Origin of the sequence: Thiothrix winogradskyi (genome assembly GCF_021650935.1) — a bacterium.
Lineage (GTDB): Bacteria > Pseudomonadota > Gammaproteobacteria > Thiotrichales > Thiotrichaceae > Thiothrix > Thiothrix winogradskyi.
Genome location: NZ_CP091244.1, coordinates 2,874,475 through 2,890,266, shown reverse-complemented (window position 1 = coordinate 2,890,266; position 15,792 = coordinate 2,874,475). Strand labels below are relative to the sequence as shown.

Genomic DNA, 15,792 nt, shown 5'->3' with positions numbered 1-15,792 from the left:
CGCGATCCATTGCGATGGGTTGCGGTTTGTCTGCTTGTCTGTTTGTCACGATTAGATAGGGGCATAAGTTTGTCTAAGCGACGTGTAGTAGTAACAGGTCTGGGTATTGTTTCACCTGTTGGTTCTCAGTTGGAAACAGCTTGGGACAATATCAAAGCTGGCCGCAGCGGGATTAACCGTATTAGTCCTGACCTGTTCGATGCCAGTGCCTTCAGTGTGCAGATTGCTGGTAACGTCAAAGGTTTTAATGCCGATGATTACATCAAGCCCAAAGACCAGAAAAAAATGGATAAATTTATCCATTACGGCATCGGTGCAGGCGTTGAAGCGATTCGCGATGCCGGTCTGGAAGTCACCGAAGAAAATGCAGAGCGCATTGGTGTACTGATGGGGTCAGGGATTGGTGGTTTGGATACCATTGAGCGCAATTATGCGACATTCCTCAATGGCGGGGCGCGGAAGATTTCCCCTTTCTTCGTGCCTGCCAGTATTATCAATATGGTGGCGGGTAATCTTTCCATCATGTTTGGCTTGAAAGGCCCGAATATGTCGATTGTGTCGGCTTGCGCTACCGCTACTCACAGTATCGGTGATGCCGCCCGCATGATTTCCTATGGCGATGCCGATGTCATGATTGCCGGTGGCGCAGAAATGGGGTCTACCCCGTTAGGCATCGGTGGTTTTGCCGCCGCTCGCGCCTTGTCTACCCGCAATGATGATCCCGAAGCGGCAAGTCGCCCGTGGGATAAGGATCGTGACGGTTTCGTCCTTGGCGATGGCGCTGGCGTTTTAGTGCTGGAAGAGTACGAATTTGCGAAAAAACGCGGCGCTCGGATTTACTGCGAACTGGTCGGTTACGGTATGAGCAGTGATGCTTACCACATGACCACGCCATCCGAAGGCGGTGAAGGTGCAGCACGTTGCATGGTGAATGCCATGAAAGATGCGGGCTTGAATACGACGGATGTTGATTATGTCAATGCACACGGCACATCGACCCCCGCTGGCGATAAAGCGGAAACAATGGCGGTAAAACGTGCGTTGGGTGATCATGCTTACAAAGTGGCAGTTAGTTCCACCAAGTCGATGACTGGGCACCTATTGGGTGCTGCGGGTGGTATTGAAGCGGTATTTAGCGTATTGGCTATCCGTGATCAGATTCTGCCGCCGACGATCAATATGGATAACCAAGATCCTGAGTGCGATTTGGACTATGTGCCAAACGTTGCCCGCGAAACCGCTGTCACGGTTGCCATGAGCAATTCGTTTGGCTTTGGTGGCACGAACGGAACCTTGATTTTCAAGAAAATCTAATTGCACACGCAAACCTTCAAGGGCGAGTACGATTTACTCGCCCTGCATTCACAAAATCCCGCCCGTTATCCTTTCCTGCTGGAAAGTGTCGCTACATCCCCATTATCCCGTTACAGCTTGCTGTTTGCGTTTCCGCAGGAATGTATTCGTCTGGATCATTTGGCGGAGAGCAGTTTTTGTGAATGCTTGGATGGAGCGTGGAGCAAGAAGGAAGAAACCCCTCCTAGCCTCCCCTTATCAGGGGAGGGACAAGAGATGCCGTTCCGGGGGGGGTGGTTTCTTTATCTTGGTTATGAATTGGTTGGGCAATTGGAGCCTACTTTGCAATTGCCGGATACACCAGTGGGTTTGCCGATTGCGTTAGCGGTACGTATTCCAGCGGCGGTGATCGTGGATCATTTACGTGGTGAGACGATCGTTGTCGCTGAAGAGGGGTTTGCTGAAGCTTTTGCTGAAATACAGACAGATATGGCAGCAACGAACGTAGAGACGCAAAATTTTGCGTCGCTACAGGTGCAAATTGCCGAAGATCTGCTGGAGCAATTTACCGCTGGGGTTGAGCGTATCCGCGAGTACATCGCGGCGGGGGATGTGTTTCAGGTGAATTTATCGCGGGCATGGCGTGGCGACATACGGTCGGAACATTCTGCGGCTGACGTTTACCGCTTACTGCGTAAAACCAACCCCGCTCCATTTGCCTGTCTGGCAGATTTTGGCGAATTTGCGATCATTAGTTCTTCCCCTGAACGTTTGGTCAGGGTGCAAGCGGGTAGGGTGGATACACGCCCGATTGCGGGTACACGCCCACGCGGTGCTGACCCTGAACGTGATCAAGCTTTGTTGGAAGAGCTGATTGCACACCCCAAAGAACGCGCTGAACACATTATGTTGATTGACTTAGAGCGCAACGATTTGGGGCGTATTTGTGAATACGGCACAGTCAATGTCGACGAATTAATGGTGGTGGAAAGCTATCAACACGTCCACCACATTGTTTCCAATATTCAGGGAACATTGCGGGAAGGCATTACGCCGGGGCAAATAATCCGCGCTGTCTTCCCCGGTGGCACGATTACTGGCTGCCCAAAAGTGCGCTGCATGGAAATCATTGCCGAACTGGAACAAACCGGCAGAGGCGCTTACACCGGCTCGGTCGGCTATCTGAATCACAACGGCGATATGGATTTGAATATCCTGATTCGCACCATGACGCTGCAAGGCAAACAGTTACAATTTCGCACGGGTGCGGGCATCGTCATGGATTCGGTTGCCCCCAACGAACTCAAGGAAACCCGCCATAAAGCGCGAGGTTTGCTGCGGGCGCTCGGTCATGATATGGGTTAACGGCGACATCGCGACGCATTTACCGGTCACGGATCGGGGTTTGCTGTACGGTGATGGCGTGTGGGAAACCATCGGTGTGCAACAAGGCAAGCCACAATTACTCGATTGGCATTTGCAACGCCTCAGTGCCGGTTTGCAAGCGTTGAATATCAGTTTTCCCAATCTTGAAGCATTCCGTGCGGAAATACTGGCTGCTTGTGTTGCGCAAGAACGTGCGACCCTCAAATTAATCGTCACGCGCGGCAGTGGGCAACGGGGTTACAGCCCAGCAACCACGACTGAACCAACCCGCATTCTGCAATTATCCCCTTGGGCAAACTACCCAGACAATTACACCGAACAGGGTATCCGTTTAACTTTGTGTGAAACCCGCTTAGCACATCAACCGCGTTTAGCCGGTTTCAAACACCTGAACCGCTTGGAACAAGTCTTAGCAAGGGCTGAATTCGGGGGTGATTATCAGGAAGGGCTGGTCTGCGATTATGACGGCAACGTCATCGAGGGGACGATGAGTAACCTGTTTTTGATACGTACCGATGGTGCAATCTGTACGCCTGATTTAACACAATGCGGCATTGCGGGCGTAATGCGGCGATATATTATTCAAACGCTTGAGAAATTCGGCAGTCAATGCCACATTCACACCTTAACGCTGAAGGACGTTGAACAGGCGCACGCACTCTTCATGACCAATTCCCTGATTGGTTTATGGCCTGTACGCGAGTTTTCCGGCAAACAGTACACCATACCGCCATTGCTTAGGGATTTGCAGGCGGCAATACACACACTAGCATGAAACTGTTATTCAAATTAATCAGCCTTTTAATCATTGCCGCGATAGCCACCGTTGGATTTTTAGCGTGGTATCAGTACCAGCATTTTCAGGAAACCCCTATTGCGGTAACGCCGGACAATGCCCTATTTGAAATCAAACCGGGCAGCAATATCCGTCAAGTCGCCAAACAGTTAGCAGAAAAAAAGCTCATCGAACATGAATTGCTATTTTTTGCTCATGCACGTATCACTGGCAAAGCGACGCAAATCAAAGCAGGGGAGTACCAACTTGAACCCGGCATGACGCCAGATGATGTCTTGCAGAAATTTGTGTCCGGTCAGGTACTGCAATACCAACTAACGATTTTGGAAGGCAAAACCTTTAAGGATATTTTGGCAGACATACGCAAACACCCTAATATTGAGCAAACCTTAGGTGATGCGGATGAGCAAGCGATTATGCGTCAATTGGGCGCACCGGAAGGCATGTCTCCAGAAGGTTGGTTTTATCCAGACACCTACAGTTTTCCGCGCAAAACCACCGATTTAGCTTTTTTACAGCGCAGTTATAAAGCCATGCAAACCTATTTGCAGAAAGCTTGGGAAGGGCGCGAACCACACCCGCATATTAAAACCCCTTACGAAGCCTTGATTTTGGCATCTATTGTGGAAAAAGAAACGGGTTTGCCTGAAGAGCGCCCCTTAGTGGCAAAAGTATTTTTAAATCGCCTTGATCTAGGGATGTTGCTGCAAACTGACCCTACGGTGATTTATGGCATTGGCGAGAAATATGACGGCAATATTCGCAAAACTGACCTGCAAACCGATACTCCCTACAACACTTACACACGAGCTGGTTTGACACCGACACCGATTGCTACCCCCAGTAAGGCGGCGATTGATGCGGTGATGCACCCGGCTGACAATCGCAAGGTGTTGTATTTTGTGGCGACGACCCCCGGTGGCGCATCCCATTTCTCAGAAACCCTCGATGAACATAATCAAGCCGTGCGTCAATACATCCTCAATCGAAATAAAACCAAGGAATCACAACCATGAAGCGCGGTGTTTTTATTACGCTGGAAGGCGGCGAAGGTGCCGGTAAAAGCACCAACGTGCCGTGGATAGCGGACTATTTGCGCTCCCAAGGCAAGACCGTGTTAGTGACCCGCGAACCCGGTGGTACAGAAGTCGCAGAAGCGATCCGTGAGGTATTGCTATCCCCTGAGTTGCCGGGAATGAATGCGGATACCGAATTGTTACTCATGTTTGCCGCTCGTAATGAACACTTGCAAACCAAGATTTTACCTGCCTTGGCACGGGGTGAATGGGTGATTTGCGACCGTTTTACCGATGCAACTTACGCTTATCAAGGCTATGGGCGTGGTATTGCTTTATCGCGCATTGCGGCGTTAGAACAGTGGGTGCAAGGCGATGTACGCCCTGATTACGTGATTTTGTTTGATATTGATGTGGCAACTGGGATGGCAAGGGCACAAGCGCGTGGTCGTGCTGACCGTTTTGAGCAGGAACATGCGGCATTTTTCGAGCGTATCCGTGATGGTTATCTGCAAAGGGCAGCGGAGATGCCAGCTCGTTACCCTGTCATTCAAGCCGCACAAGCGCGTGTAAACGTCCGGGAGCAATTGCAGCAGGTATTGGGGCGTATTATTGCTGGGAATGGCGCGTGAACGCATACCCTTGGCAAATACCGGTATGGCAGCGTTTGCAACAAGCGAAAGCGGATAATCACTTGCATCATGCCTTATTGTTTAGCGGGGAAGATGGCTGTGGTAACGAGGAATTCCTTGCTGCTTTGGCTAACAGTTTATTGTGTTTAAATCCCGACAGTGACGGCGGTGCTTGTGGTCAGTGCCGTAGTTGTCAGGTGCAGGCAGCAAAGGCACACCCGGATTTCATGGCGGTGAAGCTATTAGAAGATAAGCAATCTATCCTGATTGAGCAGATTCGTGAACTGAACTATTTTTTGGGGTTGAGCCGCAGTTATAGCCCGCGTCGGCTTGTCATTATTCAACCTGCTGAGCGCATGAATGTCAATGCAGCTAATAGCCTATTGAAATCATTGGAAGAACCCGCTCCTGATACCCATATTTTGCTACTGACTGCACACCCCGGATTATTATTGCCGACGATTCGCAGCCGTTGCCAAGCGGTGCGTTTACCGTTGCCGACGCATCAACAGGCGCTGGCATGGTTGCAACCGCAAACTTTGCAACACCCCATCGAGTCATTATTGGAAACGGCTTTGGGCAGACCATTAATCGCATTGGCTTTGGATGCTACGGATACGTTGAGTCATCGGAGTCAATGGTTGGTGCATTTAACCCAATGCCTACAGGGGCAGGGTAACATTACCGAGATTTCGGCATATTGGGAAAAATTTGACAAAGTGCAGTTGTTAGACTGGCAGTTTACTTGGTTGCAAACACTGTTAAAACAAAAGGCTAACGGTAAAGATGCAATAATAACCGGTGAACTGCATCACTTGCATAGCTTGCTGAAACCCCGTCGCTTATTGAGCATATATGATAAATTACTTGAACTTAAGAAATTATCCACTCATCCTCTTAACCCCCGTTTATTCATCGAATCCATGCTAATATTGTGGCGCACATAACATTAGTCATTTGTAGAGAAAGTTAAAGTTTACGTTAAATGGACGATACCCAGCAGGCGCACCACAAGCATCCCAGAGGGGAAGGCAATCCAGCCAGCCTATCCATGGCTATTGCCGAAAAATCAGCATTACACGCCAGCTATATGCCGTTTATCAAAGATGGTGGACTGTTTGTGCCGACCACCGAAAAGTTCGGATTGCACGATGAAGTGGTGTTGCACCTGCGCTTGGTCGAGGATGGTAAAAAGTTGCTGATTCCGGGGCGAGTTGTGTGGATTTCACCGGGGATTGGGCAGCGTGGCACAAGCCCTGGCGTTGGTTTGCAATTTACCGGGGAACACCGCTTCCGCGTCAAACAATTCATTGAAGAAATGTTGGGTGATCTTTTGAAACAACCCGCATCGAATCCTGCTTATTAAGTAAGTCGACAACGGATTTACAAGGTCGCTTCGGCAAATCACTGCTGGTCGTGGGAACAGCTAGTGTAATTGCTGATACACGTTTGCCGCATAAGCGTGTGGCAAACCGCTCAGGGTCAAGCCGTGCAAGATGGCTTCCCGGTTGTTGAATGCTGCTTGGGGCGTTGGGAAAGTTCCGGCGCGTACCAGCTCTTCGCACATCCACGCCACATTTGCGTAGGCGGTGCGCATTCCAAATTGTGGGTTGATTTGGAACATCCGGTAGATTTCGGAACTCATCCGTAACCAGATTAACTGGCGTTGGTCTTTGATGCGGTCAAGGGTGGCGGCGGTTTGCTGCGCGGTTGGGGTCATGGCGGGAATGATTGCCCTGAATATCTGATAGCTCAGGTCAATCAGGTTTTCGCTGCTGGCTTGCAGGGTGTATCCACCACGTTCGCAGTAAAACAACTGCCGCTTAAATTCGCTGATTTCCACCGACAACCAATCCTCGGCGTATTCACCAAAAGCAGGCCAGCGGCTGATGGGGTAAGGTAATTGTTGCGCCAACGCCTGCAATTGCGTGGCGTAAGCACGGTGGTCACGCAGCGGGAGCAAGCTGGTCAGGTCACTGAATGGAATGCTGGTGGTTGGAGCGGGTAGTGACATTGCGGTGGTTTCCAAAGGGTGGTTGGTAAACGCGGGTTTGGATTCTGCCAAACGTTTGCTGACGATGTTATCCTAAGTGCCTATCACCGATATACAACAAACGGGAGTGATGCAGATGGCATTGGCAAGACAACTGGCTTACCTGAGCGTTGAGGCGTATCTCGCGGGGGAACGTGAGAGCGAAATTCGCCACGAATACGTGGAGGGGGTTGCTTCTGCGATGGCGGGCGCAAGCGTGAACCATAACCAGATTACGGCTAATGTCCTGACCGAGTTGCGGATGCATTTCAAGCAAACGGGTGTGGATTGCCGCCCATTCAGCAGCGATTTGCTGGTGAGGACGGGCAAAGACCGCTACCGCTACCCCGATGTTGTGGTGGTGTGCGATGAGCAATTTCTGGATGACTATTCGACCGAATCCCCGGTGTTGATTGTGGAAGTGCTATCCAAAGCTACCCGCCAGCGTGACCGGCAAGTTAAACGGCTGGAGTATTTGCAATTGCCCAGTTTGCAGGAATACATGCTGATTGAGCAGGATACGGTAGAGGTGGAAGTTTTCCGCCGTAGCGATAGCTGGCGACCTTCGTATTATTATTGGGGGGATATGGTGGTGCTGGAATCGGTTGGGTTGAGTTTGAGTGTGGAAAATATTTATGAGCGGGTGCGGAATGAGGATGTTGGGCGTTTGTTGAGTGGGGAATGAATGCGTTAATAAAGCCTATTGATTCTTCGTGCATGGTTCTTTGTTTTGCTTGATAATTGACCCCCACCGATTCCTAGGATGCCATCATGCAGATCATTAAACCCTATGGGCGCAGTTTTACCGAAACTAACCAACGTGTATTGCTAGACAAGCATCGGGATAAACACGATATTCCCCCATTTGCTGTAAGTCATGAAAAGCTGGTAATTGCGCAGTGGGTTTCTGTCATCGACAAAATTATTCGCAAACCCAACCCAAAAGCCAAAATCAGCCTGCCAACACCACAACAATATCAATTGCGGGAAACCTTGGGTAAAGCGGCATGGCTAGAACTCAACAAACGTTTGCCCTGTTCGGATCATGCCGTATTTTGGCGTTCAAAGATTCACCCCTATGGTCACGAGACACAAGTACAAGAACCAGCACCGTTACTCCAAGGGCGTTGGTATCAGCGTTTTGTCGGCGATATTGAACCTACCGCCATCACAGAAAATGTTGCCCAAATCATCGCCGAACGCATTGCCAGCCATTTGTATGAGGCAGAGTTGCGCTTGAGTCCAGAAGCCGAGCCGCGTGGTAAAGGTAAAATCCAAGCGCAAGCGGAAAGCATCGAAAAGAACACCCTGCATCAGCCAAAGCTATCTGCACCGTGGTGTGATGCCGATTGGACAGCCTATAACCGTCATGATGTCGCAGAGCGTATTTATCTGGAAGCTAAATTCCGCCTAGAACAAAAACAAGAAGCCCGTAAAAACAAACAGCCTATGCAACCTGAATGGCGTATTGACAGCAGTCTGGCGGGCAAAATGCTGTTTGAACATTGGGCGAAGGTTTACTCCGGCACAGATGGTAAATCACGCATCACTGAGGCAAAGCAGGAGAAACCGGGCTTGTTTCACCTCCACATGGCGGTCAAGGACTTTTATACCCGCTTGTTTGACAGCGATAGAAGAGATGAAACCTTGGTGGAATTTCTGTTACCCCGCAAGAAAAAAGCGTTACGGGAAAAGTTGGAGCAGAAGTCCAAAAACACCGATTTGGCGGCATCTATCCGCTTGGGAAAAATCTTGTATTACCGTGAAGCGGAAAGCGAAACTGTGCCATTGGCTAATAGCCGTTTTTGGGGTAGTGACGGGCAGGCAGAAATTAAACGAGCCGAAGCTTTTGTGCGCGTTTGGCGGCATGTCTTGGGACAGGCAAATCTGACTTTGGCAAATTGGGCTTCGTTAGCGTCCCCTGATGAGTTATGGGAAAAAGACAGTTTTGACAGTAAATTCCTTGATCATGTGGAGAAATTATTTGCTAAGGATAACGGGCTTGATAAGCGTCGTCAGGAGTTCGATCAAAACCTGAATCTGTTGTTAGGAGACGGTGCGAGCGCGTTTATGGCAGATGACGATTCCCGTCAAGCCGCAATCAGACTGGCATATGATGTGGGAAGCGCACTGCGTCATGCTGCTTTTCATTTCAAAGGTCGTGATAAATTTCTGGAGGTGTTGGATAAAGATTTATCGGATAAAGGGCAAGCCAGTGGCTTACTACTGCCATTGAATAAATTGTTAGCCACGGCACAAGAAAAGCAGGATGAACGTTTGCTGGCAACACTGGAAGGGGCGCATGTCTTTCAAGTCTGCACACAAGCGCAGGTACAGCAGTTGGTCAATAGTATATGTGCAATACCAACAGGAGATTTGCCGCTGCCGCGTTTTGGGCGTGTTATCGAACGTAACCACAATGCTGGGCTGAAAACAGGTTTACCATCACGGGTCAATCGTCAGGCAATGGAGCAAAATCCTGCACAGAAATGCCAATACGTGGTGCTGAAAATGTTATACGAACGTCCTTTCCGTGTTTGGTTGGAGGGAGCTACCGATGCAATGCTTAGTACGTGGTTAGCGACAGCACTGAATCGCAGCACCACGGCGGCTCGTAATAACCCAGATGTGAGCAGAAAGTCGGAAGCTGAACGTGAGCTGGTCACGGCACGCGCTGCCAAACTGCCGATTGCTATTGGTGGTAAAGACGGACAGGGTAAGGATAAAAGCATCCGTCAGTTCTTCCACGATTTGTCCGCAGCGACAGCCAGTGAGATGCGTGTCCAGCGTGGTTATGCCAGCGATGCTGAAAAAGCACGAGAGCAGGCGGAATACATTGATGAGTTGTTGCGTGACGTAGTGGCGTTGGCATTTAAGGACTTTTTGGATGGAAAGGGTTTGTGTTGGCTATTGGACATTGATCCCAAGCAAGCATTGCAGCCAATCCGTTGCTGTCCGACAGAGAATATTCAACTGCCTGCAAGAGCTTTGCAGACCGTTAACTGGCAACCCGTGCTGTATTTCTTGCTGCATTTGATGCCTGTTGGCGAAGTGTCACAATTACTGCACCAATTGGCAAAGTGGGAAATTCTTGCCAAACCCGAACAGGCACGGAATGACAAAGAAGAAACACGCATCAAAGCATTGCAGCATACGCTCAAGTTGTATTTGGATATGCACGACAGCCAATACACGGGCGATAATGCCATGCCCACGGTGGAACGCGACGTATTGACGGCTTTTAGCAGTTTCTATGAGAACCCGCGTGTTTTTGCTCAAGTTTTTGAGAATCAAGGCAATGGGCGCGAGCGGGCGCAATATTTGCCGCAGCGGGGTTTGCGGGAAATCCGCCGTTTTGGGCATATCCCCGTGTTACAGGCATTGGTGAAGAAAAAAATCACAGCGGAAGACGTAAGCCGTTGTCTGACGATGGAAGCACCTCTCAAGAATGGCATATTTTCAGTCGTGGCAGAGGCGCAATCTCAACGCGAGGCATTACACGCGCAATGGGTGAAGGAACGCAAGCAGTTTGAAGGGTATCAGGGTTATGCTGCGGCGTTAAAAAAGGTGGTGGCACATCGACAAGACTCCAACCACATTCGATTGGTGGATCATGTGGCAGCTCACCGGATTGTTATGAAAGTGTTGGCACGGTTGGCGGATTTTTCCGGTTTGTTTGAGCGTGATTTGACGTTTGTAACGTTGGCTACATTGCATGAGCATCAGTTAAAACCGGAAGATTTTTTTGTCACTGACAACCCACCTAAGTACAACAAAAAAGGCAAAATGGAAGACGACGGTTTGACCTTGTTCAAGAAAGGGCAAATTATCGAAGCGATGGGGAAAGTACAGGTTAGTCAGAATGCCGTAAAACAGGCTATTGTTGGTCGAGTCAATCTTGATCTGTACCGTTCCATCCGTAATGATTTTGCCCACTTCAATATGTTGTATGGCAAACAACGTACCACGGAAAGCCTTTCTAACAAGACGCTGCGGTGTCCGGTTGCGATGGGGCTGAATTTAACGTGTTGGGTGAATTGTGCGCGTGATCTTATGTCCTACGACCGCAAACTTAAAAATGCCGTGAGCCAATCCATCATGGAATTGCTGGAACGCGAGGGGTTCATCCTCACGTGGGAAATGAATAGCCGCCACCAATTGTGTAATGCCACCTTTGAATCGCGTGTTGTCCATCATTTGGGCGATAAAAAATTTCCACTGAAAGAAGACAAGAGAGCGTTTTGTCGCATCACCGAAAGTTTACACTCTGATGCATTTGTCAAGATGTTAGCAGCCGCGTTTGGCGGTGCGGCACATCCGAATCAAGACATCGGCACACTGGATTTGCAAACGGTGAATTGGGAAGGATGGGCGGGTAGTCAGTGAATGGCATTTGCTGTAGAGTGCGGCTTGCATGTCAGATGCGGAGGTGGCTTTTTAAGCAACATGCAGATTGTTTTTTGCACAAAAAGTACCATTGCTAATGCTAACTTCTAAATGCCATTTTGATGTTAAAATTTATACACCCCAAGCTGTTGAAACTATAACGTTTCTGACGAACAGTGGGTTTGAATACCACCCCCAAATGACGGGGGACTACAACTGAAGAGTAATTTTCACTTTTGCTCCTTTAGAGGTTTGAATACCACCCCCAAATGACGGGGGACTACAACAACCGCTCAGTGTGCGCTTGCTCACCAAAAATCTTTTGAATACCACCCCCAAATGACGGGGGACTACAACAGTCCTTTTGAGCCTGCTCAATCCATTTTATGAGCTGTTTGAATACCACCCCCAAATGACGGGGGACTACAACTCCCTGAAGGGGACTGATGTCAGACACTTGTGTGGTTGAATACCACCCCCAAATGACGGGGGACTACAACAGCGAATAGGGCGAGGTTTAGCGCTCAGTTTTTCGTTTGAATACCACCCCCAAATGACGGGGGACTACAACTTTGTTGTTCTTTTTTTTCATGCCTTCGATATATTTTGAATACGACCCCCAAATGACGGAAGAACGTTGGGTTACGTTGGGTAATACCAAAGCACACAAAGTTCATTTGGTGGTGCATACTTTTCTAACGTATTACGACGATCAGGTCACGATACGAATCATTTCTGCTAGACCTGCTACACGCCATGAACAACGACAGTATGAGGATTTAGGATGAAAGACGAATACGATTTTTCTAAAGGAGTGCGGGGTCAATTTTTCCACCCTGATACCCATCTCAACATCCCCGTCTATTTAGATCAGGATGTAGAAACATGGTTTGTGGAACGCGCCAAAGCCAAAGGTATTGACGTACAACAATTGGTTAACGACTTGTTACGCAAAGATATTTCTTTGATTCAATCGGCAATGGGTTAAGCGAGCAACGAATACCAAACAAAACCTGCTAAACTTCGTGTTTTTTATGCTTATCTTGATTGACAGGACGGTGAATTATGAATGCACTGAGAAGCCAAGTGTTGCAAGAGGTTGCTCTGCTGGATGTCAGGGAACTGTTGGCCTTGCAGCCCATGTTGATGGCATTGAAAAAAGCCAAAAAGACCGTAGCAAACCGACGCGGCAACGGGGCTGCACACGCACGGCAAGCATTGTCTAGGCTGAAAACCAGCTTATCCGACGCGGTACGCGAAGATCGTTTGTAAACCTGTTTGCCATTAGTAGGGAAATCTCCCTTTCTGCCAAAACCTGCTAAACTTCGCTTTTTGTTCGGAACGAGCTTGCAAACCTCATGGAAAAATTCATCCGAATTCGTGGCGCACGCACTCACAACCTGAAAAACATCGACCTTGACCTGCCGCGTGACAAGCTGATCGTGATCACGGGCTTGTCGGGTTCGGGCAAGTCGTCGCTGGCGTTCGACACGATCTTTGCGGAAGGGCAGCGGCGTTACGTCGAGTCGCTGTCCGCCTACGCCCGCCAGTTCTTGTCGATGATGGAAAAGCCGGATATTGACCACATCGAAGGGCTTTCCCCGGCGATTTCCATCGAGCAGAAAACCACCTCGCACAACCCGCGTTCCACCGTCGGCACGATCACCGAAATTTACGACTACCTGCGCCTGCTGTATGCGCGGGCGGGTGTGCCACGTTGCCCGACGCATCACGTTGATTTGCAAGTGCAAACCGTCAGCCAGATGGTCGATCAGGTGTTGAGTTTGCCCGAAGGCAGCAAGCTGATGTTGCTTGCTCCCATGGTGCGCGAACGCAAGGGCGAGCATGTGCAACTGTTTGATTCGTTGCGGGCGCAAGGCTATTTGCGGGCGCGGGTGAATGGCGTGGTCTACGAACTGGACGTGCCGCCGACGCTGGAATTGCGCAAGAAACACACCATCGAAGTGGTGATTGACCGTTTCAAAGTGCGCGACGACATGCAATTGCGCCTCGCCGAATCGTTTGAAACCGCGCTAAAACTCGCCAACGGGCTGGCAATTGTTGCGCCGATGGATGGGGCTTCGACTTCGCTCAGCCAACGGGAGGGGGATCGTTCCCTGAGCGAAGCCGAAGGGAACATAGAAGAACTGGTGTTTTCCGCCAACTACGCCTGCCCGCATTGCGGCTGGTCGCTGACCGAACTCGAACCGCGCTTGTTCTCGTTCAACGCACCCGCTGGCGCGTGCCAGACCTGCGACGGTTTGGGCGTGGAACAATTTTTCGACCCGCAACGGGTGGTGGCAAATCCGTCGATGAGCCTTGCGGGTGGCGCGGTGCGCGGCTGGGATCGGCGCAACGCCTACTACTTCCAAATGCTCACCTCGCTTGCCGACCATTTCAGCTTTGACGTGGAACAGCCGTGGGAGGAATTGCCCGCGTCTGTCCACAAACTGATCTTGCACGGCAGTGGTTTGGAGGAGGTGGAATTCACCTACGTCGGGCAAAAAGGGCAAATTTACACCCGTTCGCACACCTTTGAAGGCGTACTCAACAACCTCAAACGCCGTTACCGCGAAACCGATTCGAGTGCGGTGCGCGAAGAATTGGCGAAATACCTCGCCAGCCGCGCTTGCCCCGATTGCGGCGGCACACGCTTGAACGAACAGGCGCGGAACGTGTTCATCGCGGGGCGCAATTTGCCTGCGATCACGCATTTGCCGATTGGCGAAAGCCATGCGTTTTTCCGCAGCCTGAATTTACCGGGGACGCAGGGGCAAATTGCCGACAAGATTTTGCGCGAAATTGCCTTGCGCCTGGAATTTTTGGTCAACGTCGGGCTGGATTATTTGACCCTGAGCCGCAGCGCGGAAACGCTCTCCGGCGGCGAAGCGCAACGCATCCGCCTCGCCTCGCAAATTGGCGCGGGGCTGGTCGGGGTGATGTACGTGCTGGATGAGCCGTCCATCGGTTTGCACCAGCGCGACAATGCCCGCTTGCTGAAAACGCTATTCCGCCTGCGCGACCTTGGCAATACCGTGATTGTGGTCGAGCATGACGAAGACGCGATCCGTTCCGCCGACCATGTGTTGGATATTGGCCCCGGTGCGGGCGTGCATGGCGGTTACATTATTGCGCAAGGCACACCGGAAGAAGTGTTTGCCACGCCGGATTCGGTGACGGGGCAATTCATGTCCGGGCGGCGCAAAATCACCATGCCCGCGCAACGCACCCCGTTCAACCCGGAACGCACCATCAAACTGATCGGCGCGACCGGCAATAACCTCAATGACGTGTCGCTGGAAATTCCGCTGGGGCTGCTGACCTGCATCACCGGCGTGTCGGGGTCGGGCAAATCGACGCTGATCAACCGCACACTGTACCCGTTTCTGGCGCGGCATTTGCACGACAGCAGCGTGGAAGTTGCCCCGGTGCGCGAAGTGCTGGGCGTGGAGCAAATCGACAAAATCATCGACATCGACCAAAGCCCGATTGGGCGCACCCCGCGTTCCAACCCCGCGACCTACACGGGTGTGTTTACCGCAATCCGCGATATGTTTGCGGCGACGCAAGAGGCACGGTCACGCGGTTATTTGCCCGGAAGATTTTCGTTCAACGTCAAGGGCGGACGCTGCGAAGCCTGCTCCGGCGACGGCTTGATCAAGGTCGAAATGCACTTTTTGCCGGACGTGTACGTGACCTGCGAAGTGTGCGACGGCAAGCGTTACAACCGCGAAACCCTCGACATCCGCTACAAGGGCAAGAACATCAGCGAAGTGCTGGCGATGACGGTGGAAGATGCCTGCGAATTTTTCGCCGCCGTGCCGTCGATCCACACCAAGCTGCAAACCCTGATGGACGTGGGGCTGTCGTACATCACGCTGGGGCAAAATGCCACCACACTGTCCGGCGGCGAAGCGCAGCGCGTCAAGCTGGCGAAAGAGCTGTCCAAACGCGGCACGGGCAAGACGATTTATATTCTGGATGAGCCGACCACGGGGCTGCATTTCCACGACGTTGACCAATTGCTGCAAGTGCTGCACCGCTTGCGCGATGGCGGCAATACCGTGGTGGTGATCGAGCATAATCTGGACGTGATCAAGACGGCGGACTGGGTGGTGGATTTGGGGCCGGAAGGCGGGAGTCGTGGGGGGCATATTATTGCGGTGGGTACGCCGGAGCAGGTGGCGGAAACTGAGAGCTCGTTTACGGGGGAGTTCCTGAAACGGATGTTGTGATACACCAAAACTGCCC

General features: G+C 51.0%; 14 protein-coding genes and 1 CRISPR repeat array. Of the genes, 13 read left to right on the top strand and 1 reads right to left on the bottom strand.

The genetic code is table 11. The features are described 5' to 3' along the window. The first annotated feature begins 69 nt into the window (after nucleotides 1-69). Genes fabF through L2Y54_RS14540 form a run of 7 tightly spaced genes read left to right on the top strand, consistent with a single transcriptional unit; the run spans nucleotide 70 to nucleotide 6,489 of the window. Nucleotides 70-1,314 (top strand): beta-ketoacyl-ACP synthase II, encoded by a 1,245-nt coding sequence (gene fabF / locus L2Y54_RS14570; RefSeq protein WP_236497074.1) that lies wholly within the window; start codon nucleotides 70-72, stop codon nucleotides 1,312-1,314. Further along, nucleotides 1,315-2,658 carry an aminodeoxychorismate synthase component I gene (locus L2Y54_RS14565; protein WP_236497073.1) on the top strand — a complete coding sequence of 448 codons (1,344 nt, stop codon included), beginning with the start codon at nucleotides 1,315-1,317 and terminating at the stop codon, nucleotides 2,656-2,658. It abuts the gene before it with no gap. Beyond that, the gene (gene pabC, locus L2Y54_RS14560; protein WP_236497071.1) at nucleotides 2,645-3,454 is read left to right on the top strand and encodes an aminodeoxychorismate lyase; all 810 of its coding nucleotides are present in this window, start codon (nucleotides 2,645-2,647) and stop codon (nucleotides 3,452-3,454) included. The genes L2Y54_RS14565 and pabC overlap by 14 nt, the downstream gene beginning before the upstream one ends. Further along, complete coding sequence (gene mltG / locus L2Y54_RS14555; protein WP_236497069.1) at nucleotides 3,451-4,491, top strand: endolytic transglycosylase MltG; 1,041 nt, start codon at nucleotides 3,451-3,453, stop codon at nucleotides 4,489-4,491. Before pabC ends, mltG begins: the two co-directional genes overlap by 4 nt. Continuing rightward, entirely contained in the window at nucleotides 4,488-5,123 is a 636-nt protein-coding gene (tmk, locus tag L2Y54_RS14550) for a dTMP kinase (RefSeq protein WP_236497068.1), read from the top strand. Before mltG ends, tmk begins: the two co-directional genes overlap by 4 nt. After that, nucleotides 5,120-6,070, top strand: coding sequence for a DNA polymerase III subunit delta' (holB, locus tag L2Y54_RS14545; protein WP_236497066.1), 951 nt, complete (start codon nucleotides 5,120-5,122; stop codon nucleotides 6,068-6,070). Before tmk ends, holB begins: the two co-directional genes overlap by 4 nt. A gap of 38 nt (nucleotides 6,071-6,108) precedes the next feature. Further along, nucleotides 6,109-6,489 carry a PilZ domain-containing protein gene (locus tag L2Y54_RS14540; RefSeq protein WP_236497064.1) on the top strand — a complete coding sequence of 127 codons (381 nt, stop codon included), beginning with the start codon at nucleotides 6,109-6,111 and terminating at the stop codon, nucleotides 6,487-6,489. Between the two features lie 60 nt (nucleotides 6,490-6,549). Here the strand turns inward: L2Y54_RS14540 and L2Y54_RS14535 are convergent, their stop codons facing one another. After that, nucleotides 6,550-7,188 (bottom strand): hypothetical protein, encoded by a 639-nt coding sequence (locus L2Y54_RS14535; RefSeq protein ID WP_236497063.1) that lies wholly within the window; start codon nucleotides 7,186-7,188, stop codon nucleotides 6,550-6,552. Nucleotides 7,189-7,252: 64 nt separating this feature from the next. Here L2Y54_RS14535 and L2Y54_RS14530 point away from each other — a divergent pair, with 64 nt between their 5' ends. The 6 genes from L2Y54_RS14530 (at nucleotide 7,253) to uvrA (ending at nucleotide 15,776) form a co-directional block, all read left to right on the top strand. Continuing rightward, nucleotides 7,253-7,840, top strand: a complete 588-nt coding sequence (locus L2Y54_RS14530; RefSeq protein WP_236497061.1) for a Uma2 family endonuclease — start codon at nucleotides 7,253-7,255, stop codon at nucleotides 7,838-7,840. Between the two features lie 86 nt (nucleotides 7,841-7,926). Continuing rightward, a complete protein-coding gene (gene cas13a, locus L2Y54_RS14525; protein ID WP_236497059.1) occupies nucleotides 7,927-11,541 on the top strand; it encodes a type VI-A CRISPR-associated RNA-guided ribonuclease Cas13a in 3,615 nt (1,204 codons plus the stop codon). Nucleotides 11,542-11,723: 182 nt separating this feature from the next. Beyond that, a CRISPR array of direct repeats spans nucleotides 11,724-12,112; the repeat unit is 35 nt; unit sequence TTGAATACCACCCCCAAATGACGGGGGACTACAAC. Between the two features lie 19 nt (nucleotides 12,113-12,131). Beyond that, nucleotides 12,132-12,329 carry a BrnT family toxin gene (locus tag L2Y54_RS21920; RefSeq protein ID WP_414718430.1) on the top strand — a complete coding sequence of 66 codons (198 nt, stop codon included), beginning with the start codon at nucleotides 12,132-12,134 and terminating at the stop codon, nucleotides 12,327-12,329. Further along, the gene (locus tag L2Y54_RS14520) at nucleotides 12,326-12,529 is read left to right on the top strand and encodes a BrnA antitoxin family protein (RefSeq protein WP_236497057.1); all 204 of its coding nucleotides are present in this window, start codon (nucleotides 12,326-12,328) and stop codon (nucleotides 12,527-12,529) included. The genes L2Y54_RS21920 and L2Y54_RS14520 overlap by 4 nt, the downstream gene beginning before the upstream one ends. Before the next feature lie 77 nt (nucleotides 12,530-12,606). Continuing rightward, the gene (locus L2Y54_RS14515; protein WP_236497056.1) at nucleotides 12,607-12,813 is read left to right on the top strand and encodes a hypothetical protein; all 207 of its coding nucleotides are present in this window, start codon (nucleotides 12,607-12,609) and stop codon (nucleotides 12,811-12,813) included. An 86-nt stretch (nucleotides 12,814-12,899) separates the two neighbouring features. Continuing rightward, nucleotides 12,900-15,776, top strand: coding sequence for an excinuclease ABC subunit UvrA (uvrA, locus tag L2Y54_RS14510; RefSeq protein WP_236497054.1), 2,877 nt, complete (start codon nucleotides 12,900-12,902; stop codon nucleotides 15,774-15,776). Nucleotides 15,777-15,792 lie beyond the last annotated feature (16 nt).